14 protein-coding genes and 1 pseudogene are annotated in these 15,331 nt (G+C 68.7%); 10 read left to right on the forward strand and 5 right to left on the reverse strand.

What is annotated here, in order from left to right; all coding sequences use genetic code 11:
- Positions 1-3: 3 nt before the first annotated feature.
- The 3 genes from GUY59_RS03970 to GUY59_RS03980 all read right to left on the reverse strand — a co-directional run bounded on the left by GUY59_RS03970 (position 4) and on the right by GUY59_RS03980 (position 2,543).
- Positions 4-897: an ABC transporter permease gene (locus GUY59_RS03970; RefSeq protein WP_138199450.1), complete on the reverse strand. Its 894-nt coding sequence runs from the start codon at positions 895-897 to the stop codon at positions 4-6.
- A 14-nt stretch (positions 898-911) separates the two neighbouring features.
- Positions 912-1,700 carry an ABC transporter ATP-binding protein gene (locus tag GUY59_RS03975; protein ID WP_138199449.1) on the reverse strand — a complete coding sequence of 263 codons (789 nt, stop codon included), beginning with the start codon at positions 1,698-1,700 and terminating at the stop codon, positions 912-914.
- Between the two features lie 63 nt (positions 1,701-1,763).
- A complete protein-coding gene (locus tag GUY59_RS03980) occupies positions 1,764-2,543 on the reverse strand; it encodes an IclR family transcriptional regulator (protein ID WP_138199448.1) in 780 nt (259 codons plus the stop codon).
- 195 nt (positions 2,544-2,738) lie between these two features.
- Between GUY59_RS03980 and GUY59_RS03985 the strand changes: the two genes are divergently transcribed.
- The 10 genes from GUY59_RS03985 to GUY59_RS04030 are packed head-to-tail and all read left to right on the forward strand — an operon-like array spanning position 2,739 to position 12,325.
- A complete protein-coding gene (locus GUY59_RS03985; protein ID WP_138199447.1) occupies positions 2,739-3,629 on the forward strand; it encodes a DUF6282 family protein in 891 nt (296 codons plus the stop codon).
- Positions 3,630-3,664: 35 nt separating this feature from the next.
- Complete coding sequence (locus tag GUY59_RS03990) at positions 3,665-4,531, forward strand: hypothetical protein (protein ID WP_138199446.1); 867 nt, start codon at positions 3,665-3,667, stop codon at positions 4,529-4,531.
- Between the two features lie 33 nt (positions 4,532-4,564).
- Positions 4,565-5,638 carry an ABC transporter substrate-binding protein gene (locus GUY59_RS03995; protein WP_138199445.1) on the forward strand — a complete coding sequence of 358 codons (1,074 nt, stop codon included), beginning with the start codon at positions 4,565-4,567 and terminating at the stop codon, positions 5,636-5,638.
- On the forward strand, positions 5,639-6,616 hold the full coding sequence (locus tag GUY59_RS04000; protein ID WP_138199444.1) for an LLM class flavin-dependent oxidoreductase: 978 nt from the start codon (positions 5,639-5,641) through the stop codon (positions 6,614-6,616).
- Positions 6,617-6,622: 6 nt separating this feature from the next.
- Complete coding sequence (locus tag GUY59_RS04005) at positions 6,623-7,705, forward strand: ABC transporter substrate-binding protein (RefSeq protein ID WP_201760475.1); 1,083 nt, start codon at positions 6,623-6,625, stop codon at positions 7,703-7,705.
- A gap of 28 nt (positions 7,706-7,733) precedes the next feature.
- Positions 7,734-8,927: a thiolase family protein gene (locus tag GUY59_RS04010; RefSeq protein ID WP_138199443.1), complete on the forward strand. Its 1,194-nt coding sequence runs from the start codon at positions 7,734-7,736 to the stop codon at positions 8,925-8,927.
- Positions 8,924-9,586 carry a 3-oxoacid CoA-transferase subunit A gene (locus GUY59_RS04015; RefSeq protein WP_138199442.1) on the forward strand — a complete coding sequence of 221 codons (663 nt, stop codon included), beginning with the start codon at positions 8,924-8,926 and terminating at the stop codon, positions 9,584-9,586. Before GUY59_RS04010 ends, GUY59_RS04015 begins: the two co-directional genes overlap by 4 nt.
- Complete coding sequence (locus GUY59_RS04020; protein ID WP_138199441.1) at positions 9,583-10,266, forward strand: 3-oxoacid CoA-transferase subunit B; 684 nt, start codon at positions 9,583-9,585, stop codon at positions 10,264-10,266. The genes GUY59_RS04015 and GUY59_RS04020 overlap by 4 nt, the downstream gene beginning before the upstream one ends.
- 12 nt (positions 10,267-10,278) lie before the next feature.
- On the forward strand, positions 10,279-11,721 hold the full coding sequence (locus GUY59_RS04025) for an aldehyde dehydrogenase family protein (RefSeq protein WP_138199440.1): 1,443 nt from the start codon (positions 10,279-10,281) through the stop codon (positions 11,719-11,721).
- Positions 11,711-12,325, forward strand: a complete 615-nt coding sequence (locus tag GUY59_RS04030) for a nuclear transport factor 2 family protein (RefSeq protein WP_138199439.1) — start codon at positions 11,711-11,713, stop codon at positions 12,323-12,325. Before GUY59_RS04025 ends, GUY59_RS04030 begins: the two co-directional genes overlap by 11 nt.
- 987 nt (positions 12,326-13,312) lie before the next feature.
- Here the strand turns inward: GUY59_RS04030 and GUY59_RS48280 are convergent.
- A pseudogene (locus GUY59_RS48280) lies at positions 13,313-13,432 on the reverse strand (transposase); the annotation flags it as partial.
- A 398-nt stretch (positions 13,433-13,830) separates the two neighbouring features.
- Positions 13,831-15,315, reverse strand: a complete 1,485-nt coding sequence (locus GUY59_RS50530; RefSeq protein WP_138199437.1) for a S41 family peptidase — start codon at positions 15,313-15,315, stop codon at positions 13,831-13,833.
- Positions 15,316-15,331 lie beyond the last annotated feature (16 nt).

Genomic DNA, 15,331 nt, shown 5'->3' on the forward strand with positions numbered 1-15,331 from the left:
GGCTCAGACCTCGCCGGCGGTGTCGGTGGGGGTGGTGGTCCAGAAGACCAGCCACTTGCCGAGCTGTACGACGACCGCGTGCAGTGCGATGCCGACGGCCGACAGCACGACGATCACCGCGAAGGTCCTGGCCACGTCCAGGGTGAAGTTGCTCGCCTGGATCAGGTAGCCCAGACCTTCGGAGCTGCCCACGAACTCCGCGACCACGGCGCCGGTCACGGACAGGATGACGGCGACCTCCAGTCCCGCGAAGATGTGCGGAAGCGCCGACGGGATCTGCAGGTGCCGCATGACCTGCATGCGGGACGCGCCGAAGGACCGGAGCATCTCGACCTGCTCGTAGGCGGCGGACCGGAATCCCAGGACGGCGTTGATGAGGAGGGGGAAAAACGCGATCAGGGCCACGGTCAGCACCTTCGAGCTGATCCCGATGCCGAACCAGACGATCAGCAGAGGCGCCATCGCGACCTTCGGGATGGTCTGCGTCAGGATGAGCAGCGGGAAGAGCACGCGCTCCACCGTCCGGAACTGGGTGATGAGCACCGCGGAGACCAGTGCCGAGCCGACCGCGATGCCGAACCCGATCAGAATCTCCTTCAAAGTGACGATCGAGTGGGTCATCAGGCTGCCGTCCTGGAAGCCGTCGACCAGGGAGGCGGCGACGGCCGTGGGCGCGGGGACGAGGATGTTGGAGACGTCGAACATCTCCACGACGACCTGCCAGACCACCAACAACCCGATGAACACCAGCACGCTGTAGGTGATCTCCGGTACTCGGCGGCGTCGACGTCGGGCCGGGGTGTCCGAGTTCGTGGGCGCCTCCACCGGCACGGTCTCGCCGTCCGGGACGGCGAGTGCCTCTCGGTCGGCTGCGTGGCGCTTGGTGTTGGTGGACATCAGGTCTCCTAGGCCTAGTGGGCGCTGTGCTCGGAGTCGAGCAGCTTGCGGATCTTCAGGACGATCTCGCCGAACTCGGGCGTGTTGATGTTCTCGAGCCGCCGCGGTCGAGGGAGCGCGACCTCGACGACGTCCGCCAACCGGCCGGGTCGCGGTGTCATGACCACGACGCGGTCGGCGAGGAGCACCGCCTCGGGGATGCTGTGCGTCACGAACAGCACGGTCTTGCGGTCCTGGTCCCAGATCTTCAGCAGGTCCAGTCCCATCTGGTCGCGGGTCATCGCGTCGAGGGCGCCGAACGGCTCGTCCATGAGCAGGATGCGCGGGTCGTGCATCAGGGCGCGGCCGATCCCGACCCGCTGCTGCATCCCGCCGGACAGCTCGTTGGGGTACCGGTCGCCGAACTCCTCCAGGCCGAGCATCACCAGCAGCTCGTCGGCCTTCGCGTGGGTCGCGGCGTCCCGGGCGTGGTGAAGGTCCGGCGACGTCAGCAGGTTCTTCCGCACGGTGCGCCATGGCAGCAGCAGCGGCTGCTGGAAGACCATCCCGAGCTGGTTGCGGTGGGTGTCCTCCGACGGCCCGAAGGTGACCTGTCCGGAGGTCTGGCGGGACAGGCCCATGATGATCCGCAGCAGCGTGCTCTTGCCGCAGCCGCTGGGGCCGACGATGGAGATCAACTCACCGGCTCGGACGCTGAGGGAGACGTCGTCGAGAGCCTGGACGGTCCCGCCGGACTTCGTCGGGTAGAGCATGGACAGCGAGTCCAAGCGGATCGCGCAGTCGGTGTCGGTGCTGGTCGGCATGTTCGTCATTCCTCACCTGATTCGAGCGCGCTGCCCGCGCCCCGGTTGTCGTGCTGGCAGCAATCAGTCGGCCGCCTCGGGCCACGTGCCGCCCATCTCCTTGGTCAGTCGCTTGCATGCGGCCTTCAACGCCGTGGCCTCTCGGGAGTCCAGCGCCTCCGGCAGCATCCGCTCGGTGCCGACGGCCGCGATCGTGGCGCAGATCCCGGTCGCCGCGAACACCGGCGCCGCGACGATGCAGATGCCGCGGTGGTTGACGTGGCTGCTCATGCCGGCCTGTCGGATCGCCTCGATACGACGGCGAGTGTCGGTGCGCTGGGGCTCGGGGAGGCTGCCGGTGAGCCGGTCGGCGTGGAACTGGTCGGGGAGGAAGGCCAGGAAGACCTTGGCCTGCGAGGAGTCCAGGGCGAGCTGCGAGCCCACGCGCACCGTCACCAGGGTGGGATGGTCGGCCTCCTCCACCAGCGAGACCACCGGGCCGGAGGTGCCCCACAGCGACAGCACGGTGCTGACCTTGATCTCGAGGGCGAGCTCGCGCATATAGGCCGGCGCCATCTGCACGATGCGCTGCTGTCCCAGCATGAAGCTGCCGAGCTGCAGGATCGACCGTCCGGGACGGACGAGTGCGGAGTCCTCCACGCGCTCGAGCAGGCCGGAGCTGATCATCGAGCTGAAGTAGCGGTGCACCGTGGTCCGGTTCAGACCGAGCCGGCGGGTGGTCTCCGCGACGGAGAGCTCCGGAGTCTCCGGACCGAACAGTCCGAGGATCTGCGCGGTCCGGCTCACCGCCTGGATGTCCTGCTCCCGAGCAGTCACCGGCTTGTCGACCTCGTGCTCCGTCATCGGCCCCCCGTCTCATTGAGTGTCCACAAAGAGTTCTCATAGTTCGTAGTTCGGACAGAGAGTAAGTGTGCCCTGCGTCTCCCTGCAAGGTTTTGCTGGTGATTCGCAGCAGCGTTTTCCGAATGTGCCCTATTGACAGACCGGATAGCGAACTCACAGTCTGTGATGCGAACAGTGCCGACGCCTGGAGGCTGCATGACTGACACACCCGCCATCATCAAGCTGCTGAACGGCTGCGTTGACCTGCACTGCCATTCCGGCCCGAACCCGTTCCCTCGACGCATCGACCATGCCGAGGCCGGCAAGGACGGCGAGCGGCTCGGCATGCGGGGCGTGCTGGTGAAATCCCACCACCACAACACCGTCATGGACCTGCTCGCGATGAGCGACCGGCTGGCGAAGATCGGCACCCCGGTCTTCGGCGGCATCACCCTGAACAGCATGGTCGGCGGCATCAACCCGCACGCGGTGGCCATGTCACTGCGCATGGGGGGCAGGGCCGTGTGGTTTCCGACGTTCTCGGCCGGCCGGCACATCGACTGCCATCCGGAGGGCGTCGGCTTCCCCACGGCGAGCGTCGAGGTGCCGTCGTCCCGGGTCGACATCCACCAGGAGGACGGTGAGCTCATCCCTCAGGTCCACGAGGTGCTCGACCTGGTGAAGGAGACCGGCGCGATGGTGACCGGCGGGCACATGGAGACCGAGTCGATCACCCAGCTGTTCGCCGCGGCCAAGGACAAGGGCGTCACCCGGATGCTGCTCAACCATCCCGACTACGTCATCGGCGCGGACGAGGCGAAGTGCCGTGAGCTGGTCGGCTACGGAGCGTTCATCGAGCACGAGACCGGCTTCTACGACCCCGAGGGGACCAAGAAGTGGGACCCGAGGCTGCTCCTGGACTGGATCGAGAAGATCGGCCCGGAGCACACCGTGATGGCCTCCGACCTCGGCCAAGAGGATCGGCCGCTGCCGGTGGACTCCTACATCCGCGTCGCGACCGCGCTGCTGGACCTCGGCCTGGACGAGAGGTCGCTGCGGCAGATCTTCTGCGACAACCCGGCCTTCCTGCTCGGCCTGGACGACTGAACGACCACACCCCCTACGACTGATGAGGACAGACGATGACCACCTTGGCCACCCCACCCGACGTGGAGTTCTCCGACCTCGGTACGGGCGATCCCGACGGGACGACCCCTGCCGGATCGTCGACGTGGTACTTCCGCGGACACAACTTCGTGCTCGCCTACACGACGCTGGTCGCCGGCGACGTGCTGGAGCGGGATGATCAGCCGGACGAGTACGTCGTGATCCTCCCCTACGAGGAGTGCGGCGTCGAGGTCCGTGCGTCGTGGGAGGTCGCGTCGGTCTCGGGCAAGGCGGTGGTGATGGTCCCGCCGGGCAGCAGCGCGATCGTCGGCGTCGACGACTGCACCGTCGTGCAGCTGTTCAGCTCTCGGTCCACCGACCTGCTGGACAAGGCGCGCAACCGGGATTCGTACGCAGATCCGCACCCGAACACCAAGCCGTTCGAGCCGTGGCCGGACCCGCCGGAAGGGTATCGCATCCGGCCCTACCGACTGGCCGACCTCGAGGTGACGCAGGACGCCATCCGCCCGGGCCAGATCGTGCGGTGCAGCACCTTCATGATCAACTTCCTGGCGCCCAGGATCGGTCCGCGCGATCCGAACACCCTCTCGCCGCACGACCACGACGACTTCGAGCAGTGCTCGCTCGCCGTGGAAGGGGAGTACGTCCACCACCTGCGGACCCCGTGGTCCAGGCGCCGCAGCGAGTGGCGCGAGGACCGGCACCTGCGGTGCGGCAGTCCTTCGGTGGCCGTGATCCCTCCGCCCATGATCCACACCAGCGAGGCCGTGGGCTCGGGGACCAACCAGCTGATCGACATCTTCTGTCCGCCGCGTCTGGACTTCTCCCTGACGCCGGGCCGGGTGCTCAACGAGGACACCTACCCACTCCCCAACCAGTAAGAGGGCGGTTCCGTCGTGAAGACCAGACGAGCCATGAGAGTCGTGAGTGGTGCGCTCACCGTCCTGTGCGCGACCGCAATGCTGAGTGCGTGCGGTTCCGACAGCGAACCCGAGGCCTCGGCCAAGTCCGGCGGGCTGACGCCGGTGACGTTCGCGATGGCGTCCCCGAGCTGGAATGCCGGCTACGCGGTCATGGCCGTCGTGGAGGCCGAGGGCTTCTACGAGGAGGAGGGTCTGAAGGTCACGACCAACCTGTTCCCGTCGGCCACCCAGGCAGCGCAGCAGGTCGCCGGCGGCGGGGCCGACCTCGGCCTCATGACGGTCGAGCCCGTGGCCATCGGGCACGACAAGGACCTGGACCTGGCCTACTTCAGCTCCTACTGGGCGAAGTGGATCTACAGCCTGCAGGTGCCGGCCGGTTCCGGCGTGAAGAGCATCGCCGACCTGCAGGGCAAGAAGATCGGCGTCTCCGCGGTCGCGAGCTCCGGCGCGACGTTCGCCCGGACCGCGATGGAGCTCAACGGGATGAGCCAGAACGCTGCCGGCCTGGTGCCGATCGGTGCCGGCGCCCAGCAGATCAACGCCATCAAGAGCGGCCAGGCCGACGCGCTGGCGCTCTGGGACATCCAGTACCAGATCGTCAAGAACGCCGGCGTCACCCTGACGCCGCTTCCCGTCAAGGAGACGGCGGAGGCGTGGGGCGGCGGCTTCGCGACGACCCGGAAGAACCTCGAGGCCAAGAAGGACGTCCTCGAACGGTTCGGTCGTGCGGTGGCGAAGGCGTTCGTCTTCTCCAAGGCCAACCCCGAGGCCGCGATCCGCGACCTGTGGAAGCTCCACCCGGAGACCCGCGGGTCCGACCCGGAGGAGAAGGCGCTGGCTGACGGGGTCAAGGTCCTCGAGGTCCGCCTGGACGGACAGGGCTTCGACGACAAGACCCTGGGCAGGATCGACGAGGCGGCGTTCACCCGTTCGCTCGACTTCATGGCCTCGGCCGGACTGATCAAGAAGTTCCCCGCGAAGGAGATCTACACCGACGAGATGTTCAAGGCGTTCAACGACTTCTCCTACGACGACGTCGTCAACCAAGCAGAGAGCGCCGGCTGAATGCGGCTGGGGATCGCGCTCGACTTGAGCTCCCAGGAGCCGGTCCGCCCACAGGTGGGTCGCACGGTCACGATGCTCGCCCACGCGGAGCAGCACGGTTTCGACTCCGCGTGGGTGGGCGAGAGCTATCACGCGGCCGCTCAGCCGTTCCACCTTCCGTCCGCCCTGATGGTCCTGGGACATCTGGCCGGACGGACGTCCCTGGCGCTGGGATCAGCGGTGCTGCTCCTGCGCGCGTACAGTCCGGAGAAGCTGGCCTTCGAGGCCGCGCTGCTCGACCAGCTGTGCGGCGGGAAGCTCACCCTCGGCCTCGGGCTCGGCAGCCCGGAGGTCGCCCAACGGGTCGGGCTGCCCGCGTCAGGTCCGGCCGGCGCGGCCTTCGACGCCACGCTGAAGCTGCTGCGCGACGCCTGGTCCGCCGACGCGAGTGCCGATGCGCCGGTGGCGATCCCACCCCCGGTGCAGTGCGGCGGGCCGCGGATCCTGGTGGGCGGCAAGGTGGCTGCCTCGGCCCGTCGTGCCGCGACGCTCGCCGACGGATTCTACGGCGCGACGAACTACTGCGACGACCTGTTGATCAAGCAGTCGGCCGCCTACTGGTCATATCGCGGTGGGACGGGCGGAGCGGTCGCCACCACCAGGTTCTGCGTCGTCCACGAGGACGCCGCCACCGCCCGCGAGCTCGCCGCGCGCCACCTGAAGGCCGCGACCGGCTACTACACCGAGCGGGGCGCATGGATGGGTGCGGACGGCCCTGCCGAGCTCGAGCTCCCCATGGTGGGCACACCCGACGAGATCGACGCGACGATCGCCCGGTACGTCCGGGCGGGGGTCACGTCCGTCCAGCTGCGGGTCGCCCCGCACGGCACGCCGCCGGAGGTCGCCCGCCACACGCTCGACCTGGTCGGGCGGCACGTCCTCCCGCACTGGCACGACACGACGACTTTCGACGCGATCACGAGCTCCGATGGGGAATGACCGACGATGACGAGACCACTCAAGAGCTTGACCGCCCTGTTCACGGGCATCCTCATGGTGACCACGCTGAGCGCATGCGGTTCGGAGGGAGGCGACTCGGCGGGCGGCGGCGACCTCGACACCGTCACGTTCGCCCTGAGCGCGCCCAGCTGGAACGCCGGCTACACCACCTTGGCGGTCCCCGAGGCCGAGGGCTACTTCAAGGACGAGGGGCTCGACGTCAAGGTCCAGCTGTTCCCCTCCGGCACGCAGTCGGCGCAGCAACTGGCCGCCGGCGGCGCCGACATCGGACTGATGACCGGTGAGCCGGTCGCGATCGGTCACGCCAAGAACCTGGACCTGGTCTACTTCGCGTCGTACTACCCGCACTGGATCTACAGCCTGCAGCTGCCCCAGGGCTCGGATGTGAGGAGCATCGCGGACCTGGAGGGCAAGAAGGTCGGGGTGACCGCGGTGGCCAGCTCGGGCGGGACGTTCGCCCGGACCGCGATGGAGCTCAACGGGATGAGCCAGAACGCTGCCGGCCTGGTGCCGATCGGTGCCGGCGCCCAGCAGATCAACGCCATCAAGAGCGGCCAGGTCGACGCGCTGGCCCTCTGGGACACCCAGTACGCGATCGTCGAGGACTCCGGGATCGAGCTCACCCCGTTGCCGGTGCCCCAGACCGCCGGCATCTGGGGCGGCGGGTTCGCGGCGACGCGGAAGACGATCGACGAGCGGAAGGACGTCCTGGAACGGTTCGGCCGCGCCATCGCGAAGGGCTTCGCATTCGCCCAGGCCAACCCTGAGGCCGCGATCCGCGACCTGTGGAAGCTCCACCCGGAGACCAGGGGCACCGGACCGGAGAAGGACGCGATGGCGTCCCAGGTCAAGATCCTCGAGGTCCGGCTGGCCGACCAGGGGATCGAGGACGACGACTGGGGCCGGATCGAGCCCAAGGCGGCAACCGGGATGGTCGAGTTCATGACGTCCGCCGGGCTCGTGGACAAGGCATTCCCGGCCACGGAGATCTACACGACCGACCTTCTCGACGCCATCAACGACTTCTCCTACGACGACATCCGCAAGCAAGCGAAGGACGCCTCCTGAGATGGGGCAGGAAGTGGAGACGACCCGAATGAGCAGCTCATTCGTGTACGCGTCGGTCCGGACCCCGTTCGGCCGGTGCAACGGAGCCCTGGCCGACACGAGGACCGACGATCTGGCCGCGACCGCGCTGAAGGGACTTCTCGACCGCTCGCCGGGCCTGGATCCCGGCCTGGTCGACGACGTGTTCTGGGGCAACGCCAACGGCGCCGGCGAGGACAATCGCAACGTCGGCCGGATGGCCGTGCTGCTGGCGGGCATGCCCGTCTCGGTGACCGCCACCACGGTGAACCGGCTCTGCGGCTCGTCGCTGGACGCCGCCATGATGGCCTCACGCATGATCGAGGTCGGCGACGCGGAGATCGCGATCGCCGGAGGCGTGGAGTCGATGACGCGGGCGCCGTGGGTCCTGCCGAAGCCGTCGCGCCGGTTCCCGGCAGGCGACGTCACCGCCGTCTCCACGACGCTCGGCTGGCGGCTGGTGAACGAGCGGATGCCCGCCGAGTGGACGGCCTCGCTGGGCGAGTGCAACGAGCAGCTGCGGGAGAAGTTCTCGATCTCGCGCGAGCGGCAGGACGATTTCGGCGCTCGCTCGCACCGCCTCGCGGCGGAGGCGTGGAAGAAGGGCTTCTACGCCGACCTCGTGGTGCCCGTCCCCGGCACGGACCTGGTCCAGGACGAGAGCATCCGTACCGACACCTCGCTCGAGACGCTGGCAGGGTTGAAGCCGGCGTTCAGGCCCGACGGGACGATCACCGCCGGGAACTGCTCACCGTTGAACGACGGCGCGAGCGCGGTCCTGCTGGGCTCGGCGAGCGCGGCCGCGACCATCGGTCGTGACCCGGTCGCGCGGATCGCCGGTCGGGGCTGGGCGGCGCTGGAGCCGCAGCAGTTCGGCTACGCCCCGGTCGAGGCCGCCAACGGCGCGATCGCGCGGGCGGGCATCACCTGGGGCGACATCGGCGCCGTCGAGCTGAACGAGGCGTTCGCCGTCCAGTCGATCGCCTGTGTCGACGCCTGGCTCGAGCTCGGGCTGCGGGACGCCGAGGTCGTCAACGCCAAGGGCGGGGCGATCGCCATCGGGCACCCACTGGGCGCCTCGGGCGGGCGCGTTCTCGGGACCCTCGCGGCACGGCTCGTGGAGTCCGGTGAACGATGGGGCGTGGCGGCCATCTGCATCGGTGTGGGCCAAGGCTTGGCGGTCGTGCTGGAGAACGTCGCATGACGCTGCTCTGCACCTCTGCCGACGAGGCGGTCAGCGGCATCGCCGACCGCTCGACGGTGCTGGTCGGCGGCTTCGGCACGGCCGGCATGCCGTTCGACCTGATCGACGCGTTGATCCGGCAGGGAGCACGAGACCTCACCGTCGTGTCGAACAACGCGGGCAACGCGGATACCGGGCTCGCGGCGCTGCTCGCGGCCGGGCGGGTGAGCAAGATCGTGTGCTCGTTCCCCCGGCAGACGGACTCCTGGGTCTTCGACGAGCTGTACCGCAGCGGGAAGATCGAGCTCGAGGTCGCGCCGCAGGGGAACCTGGCCGAGCGCATGCGCGCCGCCGGAGCCGGGATCGGCGGGTTCTACACCCGCACCGGAGTCGGGACCCTCCTCGCGGAGGGAAAGGAGACCCGCGAGATCGACGGCCGGACGTACGTCCTCGAGTTGCCCATCGCCGCCGACGTCGCGCTCATCAGCGCCCACACCGCGGACACCCTCGGGAACCTCGTCTACCGCAAGACGGCACGCAACTTCGCTCCCGTCATGGCAACGGCCGCGACGACTACCGTCGTGCAGGTGCAGCACGTCGTCGAGCCGGGAGTGCTGGATCCTGAGGCCGTGGTCACCCCAGGCATCTACGTCGACCGGATCGTGCAGGTGTCCTCATGAGCATGGTGTCTCCGAGCATCGTCGAGCACACCGACCGTGGCCCGCTCCGACGGGAGGAGATCGCCCGGGCGCTCGCGCGCGACATTCCCCGCAGGGCGTACGTCAACCTCGGCATAGGTCAGCCCACCACCGTCGGCGACCACCTCCCCCCGGAGTCGGGGGTCATCCTCCACACCGAGAACGGCATGCTCGGCATGGGGCCGGCGGCGACGGGCGACGCGATCGATCCCGACCTGATCAATGCCGGCAAGTTCCCGGTGACCGAGCTGCCCGGCGCCTCGTACTTCCACCACGCCGACTCGTTCGCCATGATGCGAGGCGGCCACCTCGACCTGTGCGTCCTCGGCGCCTACCAGGTCTCGGCATCGGGGGATCTCGCCAACTGGCACACCGGCGAGCCCGACGCGATCCCGGCGGTCGGCGGGGCGATGGATCTCGCCGTGGGCGCCAAGCAGGTCTTCGTGCTGATGTCGCTGTTCACCAGGACCGGCGAGCCGAAGCTCGTCAGGGAATGCACGTATCCGCTCACCGCGCTGCGGTGCGTGGACCGGGTCTATACCGACGTCGCCACGTTCGAGATCACCGGAGGGGACGAGGTCCTCGTCCGGGAGACGTGGGGGATCCCGTTCGACGAGCTCCGCTCGCGCGTCGACGTCCCGCTCGCTGCGGCGACACCATGAGGAGGTTGGAGAGTGTCCACCAGGCACCAGTTCTACATCGGGGGCGCGTGGGTCGATCCGGCCGCGCCACGCACCTTGGGCGTCCTCGACCCCGCGACCGAGGAGACGTTCGCGGAGATCAGCCTCGGGACGGCCGAGGACGTCGACCGCGCGGTGGCGGCGGCGCGCGCGGCCTTCGCCACGTACTCCCAGGTCAGCGTGGAGCAGCGGCTGGAGTACCTCGAACGGATCATCGCCGGCTTCCGGGCTCGGCTGCCCGAGATCGCCCGGACGATGACGCGCGAGATGGGGGCGCCGATCACGTTCTCGACGGAACGCCAGGCCACGGTGGCGCTGTTCCACTTCGAGGAGGCGGCCCGCGTGCTCGCGGACTACCGCTTCGAGGAGGAGATGGGAGCCGGGATCGTACGGCGCGAGCCGATCGGCGTGTGCGGTCTCATCACGCCGTGGAACTGGCCGCTGAACCAGGTCGCGTCGAAGGTGGCCCCGGCCCTCGCCACGGGATGCACCGTGGTGCTCAAGCCGAGCGAGATCGCGCCGCTCAGCGCCATGGTGCTCGCCGAGGTCATCCACGACGCCGGGCTGCCGCCCGGCGTGTTCAACGTCGTCAACGGTGACGGTCCCACGGTCGGTGAGGCCATCGCGGCGCACCCCGGCATCGACATGGTCTCGCTCACCGGCTCGACCGGTGCCGGCATCAGGGTCTCCAAGCTCGCGGCCGACACGGTGAAGCGCGTCGCGCTCGAGCTCGGCGGCAAGTCGGCCAACATCATCCTGCCCGACGCGGACCTGGAGTCCGCGGTCGTCGCGGGGGTGCACTCGTGTTACACCAACGGCGGCCAGAACTGTCAGTCGCCTACGCGGATGCTCGTGCACCGCTCGCAGCGCGACGAGGCGTACGCCGCCGCGCGACGGGCGGTCGAGGAGGTCCGTCTCGGGGACCCGTTCGATCCGTCGACCACGATGGGGCCCGTGGTGAGCCAGGCTCAGCTGAAGAAGATCACCGCGCTCGTGCAGTCGGGGATCGACGAGGGCGCGACGCTCGTGGCCGGCGGCCCGGGGCGCCCGGACGGGCTCGACAAGGGGTTCTACGTCCGCCCGACCGTGTTCGGCGACGTCACGCCGCGGATGCGGATCGCGCGCGAGGAGATCTTCGGCCCCGTGCTCTCGATCCTGCTCTACGAGACCGACGACGAGGCCGTCGAGATAGCGAACGACACGCCGTTCGGGCTGGCGGGCTTCGTGCAGTCGAAGGACCCCGAGCGCGCCCGCAGGGTCGCCAATCGCATCCGTGCGGGCCGCGTCTACCTCAACGGCGCTCCGTTCGACCGCAGCCTCCCGTTCGGCGGCTACAAGCAGTCCGGGAACGGACGAGAGTTCGGACGGTTCGGCTTCGAGGAGTACCTCGAGGTGAAGGCCGTACTCGGCTACGAGAGGACGTCAGGTGAACGCTGACCGGCTGGCCGCCCTCCTGGACCGCGAGGAGCTCTTCGACCTGGTGAGGCGGGAACGCTTCGCCCGCGACCAGCGGCTCTTCGACGTGATGCGGGACTGCTTCCACGACGACGCCTACGTCCGGACCACGTGGTACGACGGACGCGGCGGCGAGGCCTACGTCGAGGCGACGAAGACGTGGATGGAGCGGACGGGGAACAGCAAGCACTGGGTCTTCCCCGCCTACGCGCGGGTCGATGGCGACCGGGCGACCGTCGAGAGCCCGGCCAAGATCTTCAACCGGACCACGGTGGAGGGAGTGGAGGTCGACTTCCACGCCTACTGTCGGTTCTTCTCCCGTGCCGTCCGGGACGAAGGACGGTGGAGGCTGATGAGCTTCGAGGTCCTGATGGAGCGCGACGAGCTGCGTCCCGTCCACGCGGGTGAGGCGCTCCCGGTGGACGCGGCCCAGCTCGCTGGGCTTCGGCCGTCCTACCGGTTCCTCACCTGGATCCAGTCGACCCGCGGCGTGACGGTGAGCCAGGACCTGCTCGGCGACGACCGGCCGGCCGAGCTCGACGCGTTCCACAAGGGCGAGACCTCCTGGCTCGCCGGCACGGGATAGCGGTCAGCGCCACGGGCCCTGGCTGACCCGCTCGGCGTCCACTGGGACGGGCCCGGGCGTGTACGAGTCCTGGGCGAGTCGAGCCGTAGGTTTGCATATCCGAGCTTTGTCTTGCATGTTCTCCCTGTGGGCAAGGTCTCATCTCCCTCCCGTCGGCGAGCGCGTCGGCATCGCGTGTGGGGTGCGGAAACCCGGATACGGCCTCTGACCTGCGGTTATCCCCACTACGTCTATGCGGCCCGCTGGTACTGGTTGATCAGGCCGTCGAGTATCTGTCGGCGTTGCAGGCGGATCTGATCGAGGTCTTCGGGCGGAGCAAGGGCATGTGGTGGTTGAGGTGGCCGACGGCCTCGTGAGCTATGGGGACGGTACCGGTTGCAATGCCGTTGGTATGCTCGCAGGACTCTGCGAAAATCTGACGCCCTCGGCCCGATCCCCCAGGTTCTGACCAGATTGCGGGCCTGCTGAGCCACCCAGGCTCCGGTCGGATGCGCCGTGACGCCGGTGACGTGGACCGCCCGGGTAGCGTGCTCGATGAAGAACAGAACGTAGAGCCGCTTGGGGAAGACGGTGTCGACGTGGAACAGATCGCACGCCCTCCGCCTGCGCTTTGAGGAACTGACTCCAGTTCGGTCCAGTGCGGCGTGGAGCCGGACCGAGCCCGGCTCTTTTAAGGATGTCGCGTACGGTGCTGGGCGGTACCCGAAGGCCGACGCCGGCTAGTTCGCCGCTGATGCGCTGGTAGCCCCAGGTGGGATTTTCCCGGGCCAGGCGCAACACCGCCTCCCGGATGTCCGCGCGGGTGGAGGGACGGCCCGGGCGTTGGGAAGGGTAGGTCCACCGGCGCGCGACCCAGCAGGACCAGGAACTGAAAGACACGCCCAACGATGAGGTGAAGCAAGGACCACGACACCGTCAGCAGGATGCCCGAGCCCTCATCATGTCACGAACCCCCAGGTCAACCACTACGGCTGAGTTTCCGCACCCCAAAGGAGATGTGCTGATCCCCAGGTCCCCGGCCACCGAGGCCAGCGTCCGGCCCGGATGGGACAAATACAACGCGACGGCGTCCGCCTTGAACTCCGGCGGATACGACTTCATCGCCACGTGGAACTCCTTGCCTCCGGATGTCCATCATCCGGCACTCAAGGTGTCCACACATCGGGGGCAGGGCCCATCGCGGAACGACTCGGTGGCCACCAGTCTGCCGACCTGATCGACAACGGCAGCTACGTGGTGGTCCTTATGCGTGTCCACCCCACCGACATAGGCCAGGTGCTCGTCGGCCTGCCGCTGCTGCACGTACCCTCTCTGTGCTGACTCCACAACCGGTGCGGCGCGGCTTTGGCCGGTGCCGGGCAGAACAGTGATGAAGGCGACGCGCGCCGTTCAGGCCCAAGTTTTCACCAGCCGATGGGACGTCACGTCGAACAGATGGTCCAACCACCAGGAACGGGAGGACTTGGGCCGGACCACCTGCAGGGGTCGGGTGAGGTCTGCTCGTGTCAGGAGGGCTTGCCGATCCGGGCGAGTGCCTTGGTCATGGCCGGGTCGCGACCGGTGGACAGGTCCTTGGCGGTTCGCGGGACGACGTGGTCGGGTGGCACTCCGATGCCGTTGACGATCTCTCGGGCCGGGCCGAGCCCATAGTGTGTGGGCAGGTGGAGGGTGCTGCCGTCGTCGAGAACGTACGGGTAGGCAACCCCCGACACCATCCCCGACGTACGCGTGCCGATCACCGGCCCGAGCCGGTGATGCTTGACCGCGCCGACGAAATGGTCACAGGCGGAGGCGCAGATGCCGTCGGTGAGTACGGCCAGAGGCAGCTTCAGCAGAGGCACGGTGTCGTCGGTGCGATGCGGGGTGCAGGCACCGTGGGAGTCGCAGGTGTAGCCGGTGACCTTGCCGTGGGTGAAGGCGCCGAGCAGGCGCGCGACCTCTGCCGGCGAGCCACCGGTGTTGCCGCGCAGGTCCAGGACGATGCCGCGCAGGTCGGCGCGTTCGCCCAGGTCAGTGAGGGCCGCCAGCACCTGGTCGGCGACTCCGGGGGTGAAGGCGCCCATGCGGATGGCGGCGATGTCGCCGTCGAGCAGGACAGGCGTCACGTTACGAGCCGTCGGGGTGAACCGCTCGGGCCTCAGGCTGACGGTCCAGGTACGGCCGCTGGCAGGACGGCGCAGGGTCAGGCGTACGGGGTTGTCGTCGGCGGAATTCGGGTGAAGCATGCCGAGCGCGCCGATGGACAGGACCCCTCCGGCGAATGGGGGCGCGCCGTTGACCGACTCGATGATGTCGCCGGGTCGCAGGCGGCGTTCAGCGGCCGGTCCGCCTGTCACAGCGGTGATGTGTAACGGGGCCTGGGCTCTTTGGGGTGCGTGAGCGCCATGATACGGGGTGTAGGACGTGGCGATGCCGAGCCCGTACATCTCACGGGGCTCGCCGGGTGGAGGCGCGATGCGGGACCAGCGCACGTGGTTGTCGTGCAGGTTGCCCACCATCGCGTTGATCGTCGCCGCGGCCACCGCCTGGCGTCGCGTTGCGTCGGCGGGCAATGTGGCGGCGATGCGCTCGTAGGCGGCGGCGAAGGCATTCCAGTCGGCGGCGCGGTCGCCCGAAAGCGGCGGCATCACGGCGTCGGACCGGTCGAGGCCGTGCCGGCCGAGTTCGACGGTCAGCCCGCCGAAAGCGGCGGCGAGCAGGCCACGATGGTCCAGCCGGTCGCGGGCGAAATAGTGATCGAGGATGCAGGTGTACGCCTGCCCGATGGTGCTGACCTGTGTGGCCGCCGGGGCCGCGGTTCGCCTCGCCGCCGATGTCGAAGGCTGTGCTGGGCCGGATGGAAGTTGGCCGGAGTTCTTGACGCAGGGCGGTGGGCCCTGCTCGGTGCTCGTGGCGTCGGCTGCGCCAACTGCCGCGGTGCCGGCCAGCAGCAGCGTGCACGCTGCCGCTACCTGCGGCCAGAACGCGCCTTTGCCTGAACGTGTACGCACGTACTCTCCCTGAATG

This window comes from Nonomuraea sp. K271, from assembly GCF_009908215.1.
Lineage (GTDB): Bacteria > Actinomycetota > Actinomycetes > Streptosporangiales > Streptosporangiaceae > Nonomuraea > Nonomuraea longispora.

Excerpts from the sequence above, each read along its gene's own strand:
- GUY59_RS04015 (WP_138199442.1), top strand. The coding sequence starts at position 8,924 with ATGACGCTGCTCTGCACCTCTGCCGACGAGGCGGTCAGCGGCATCGCC.
- GUY59_RS03985 (WP_138199447.1), top strand. The coding sequence starts at position 2,739 with ATGACTGACACACCCGCCATCATCAAGCTGCTGAACGGCTGCGTTGAC.
- GUY59_RS04020 (WP_138199441.1), top strand. The coding sequence starts at position 9,583 with ATGAGCATGGTGTCTCCGAGCATCGTCGAGCACACCGACCGTGGCCCG.
- GUY59_RS04005 (WP_201760475.1), top strand. The coding sequence starts at position 6,623 with ATGACGAGACCACTCAAGAGCTTGACCGCCCTGTTCACGGGCATCCTC.
- GUY59_RS03970 (WP_138199450.1), bottom strand. The coding sequence starts at position 897 with ATGTCCACCAACACCAAGCGCCACGCAGCCGACCGAGAGGCACTCGCC.
- GUY59_RS03990 (WP_138199446.1), top strand. The coding sequence starts at position 3,665 with ATGACCACCTTGGCCACCCCACCCGACGTGGAGTTCTCCGACCTCGGT.
- GUY59_RS03980 (WP_138199448.1), bottom strand. The coding sequence starts at position 2,543 with ATGACGGAGCACGAGGTCGACAAGCCGGTGACTGCTCGGGAGCAGGAC.
- GUY59_RS04010 (WP_138199443.1), top strand. The coding sequence starts at position 7,734 with ATGAGCAGCTCATTCGTGTACGCGTCGGTCCGGACCCCGTTCGGCCGG.
- GUY59_RS03975 (WP_138199449.1), bottom strand. The coding sequence starts at position 1,700 with ATGCCGACCAGCACCGACACCGACTGCGCGATCCGCTTGGACTCGCTG.
- GUY59_RS04000 (WP_138199444.1), top strand. The coding sequence starts at position 5,639 with ATGCGGCTGGGGATCGCGCTCGACTTGAGCTCCCAGGAGCCGGTCCGC.
- GUY59_RS03995 (WP_138199445.1), top strand. The coding sequence starts at position 4,565 with ATGAGAGTCGTGAGTGGTGCGCTCACCGTCCTGTGCGCGACCGCAATG.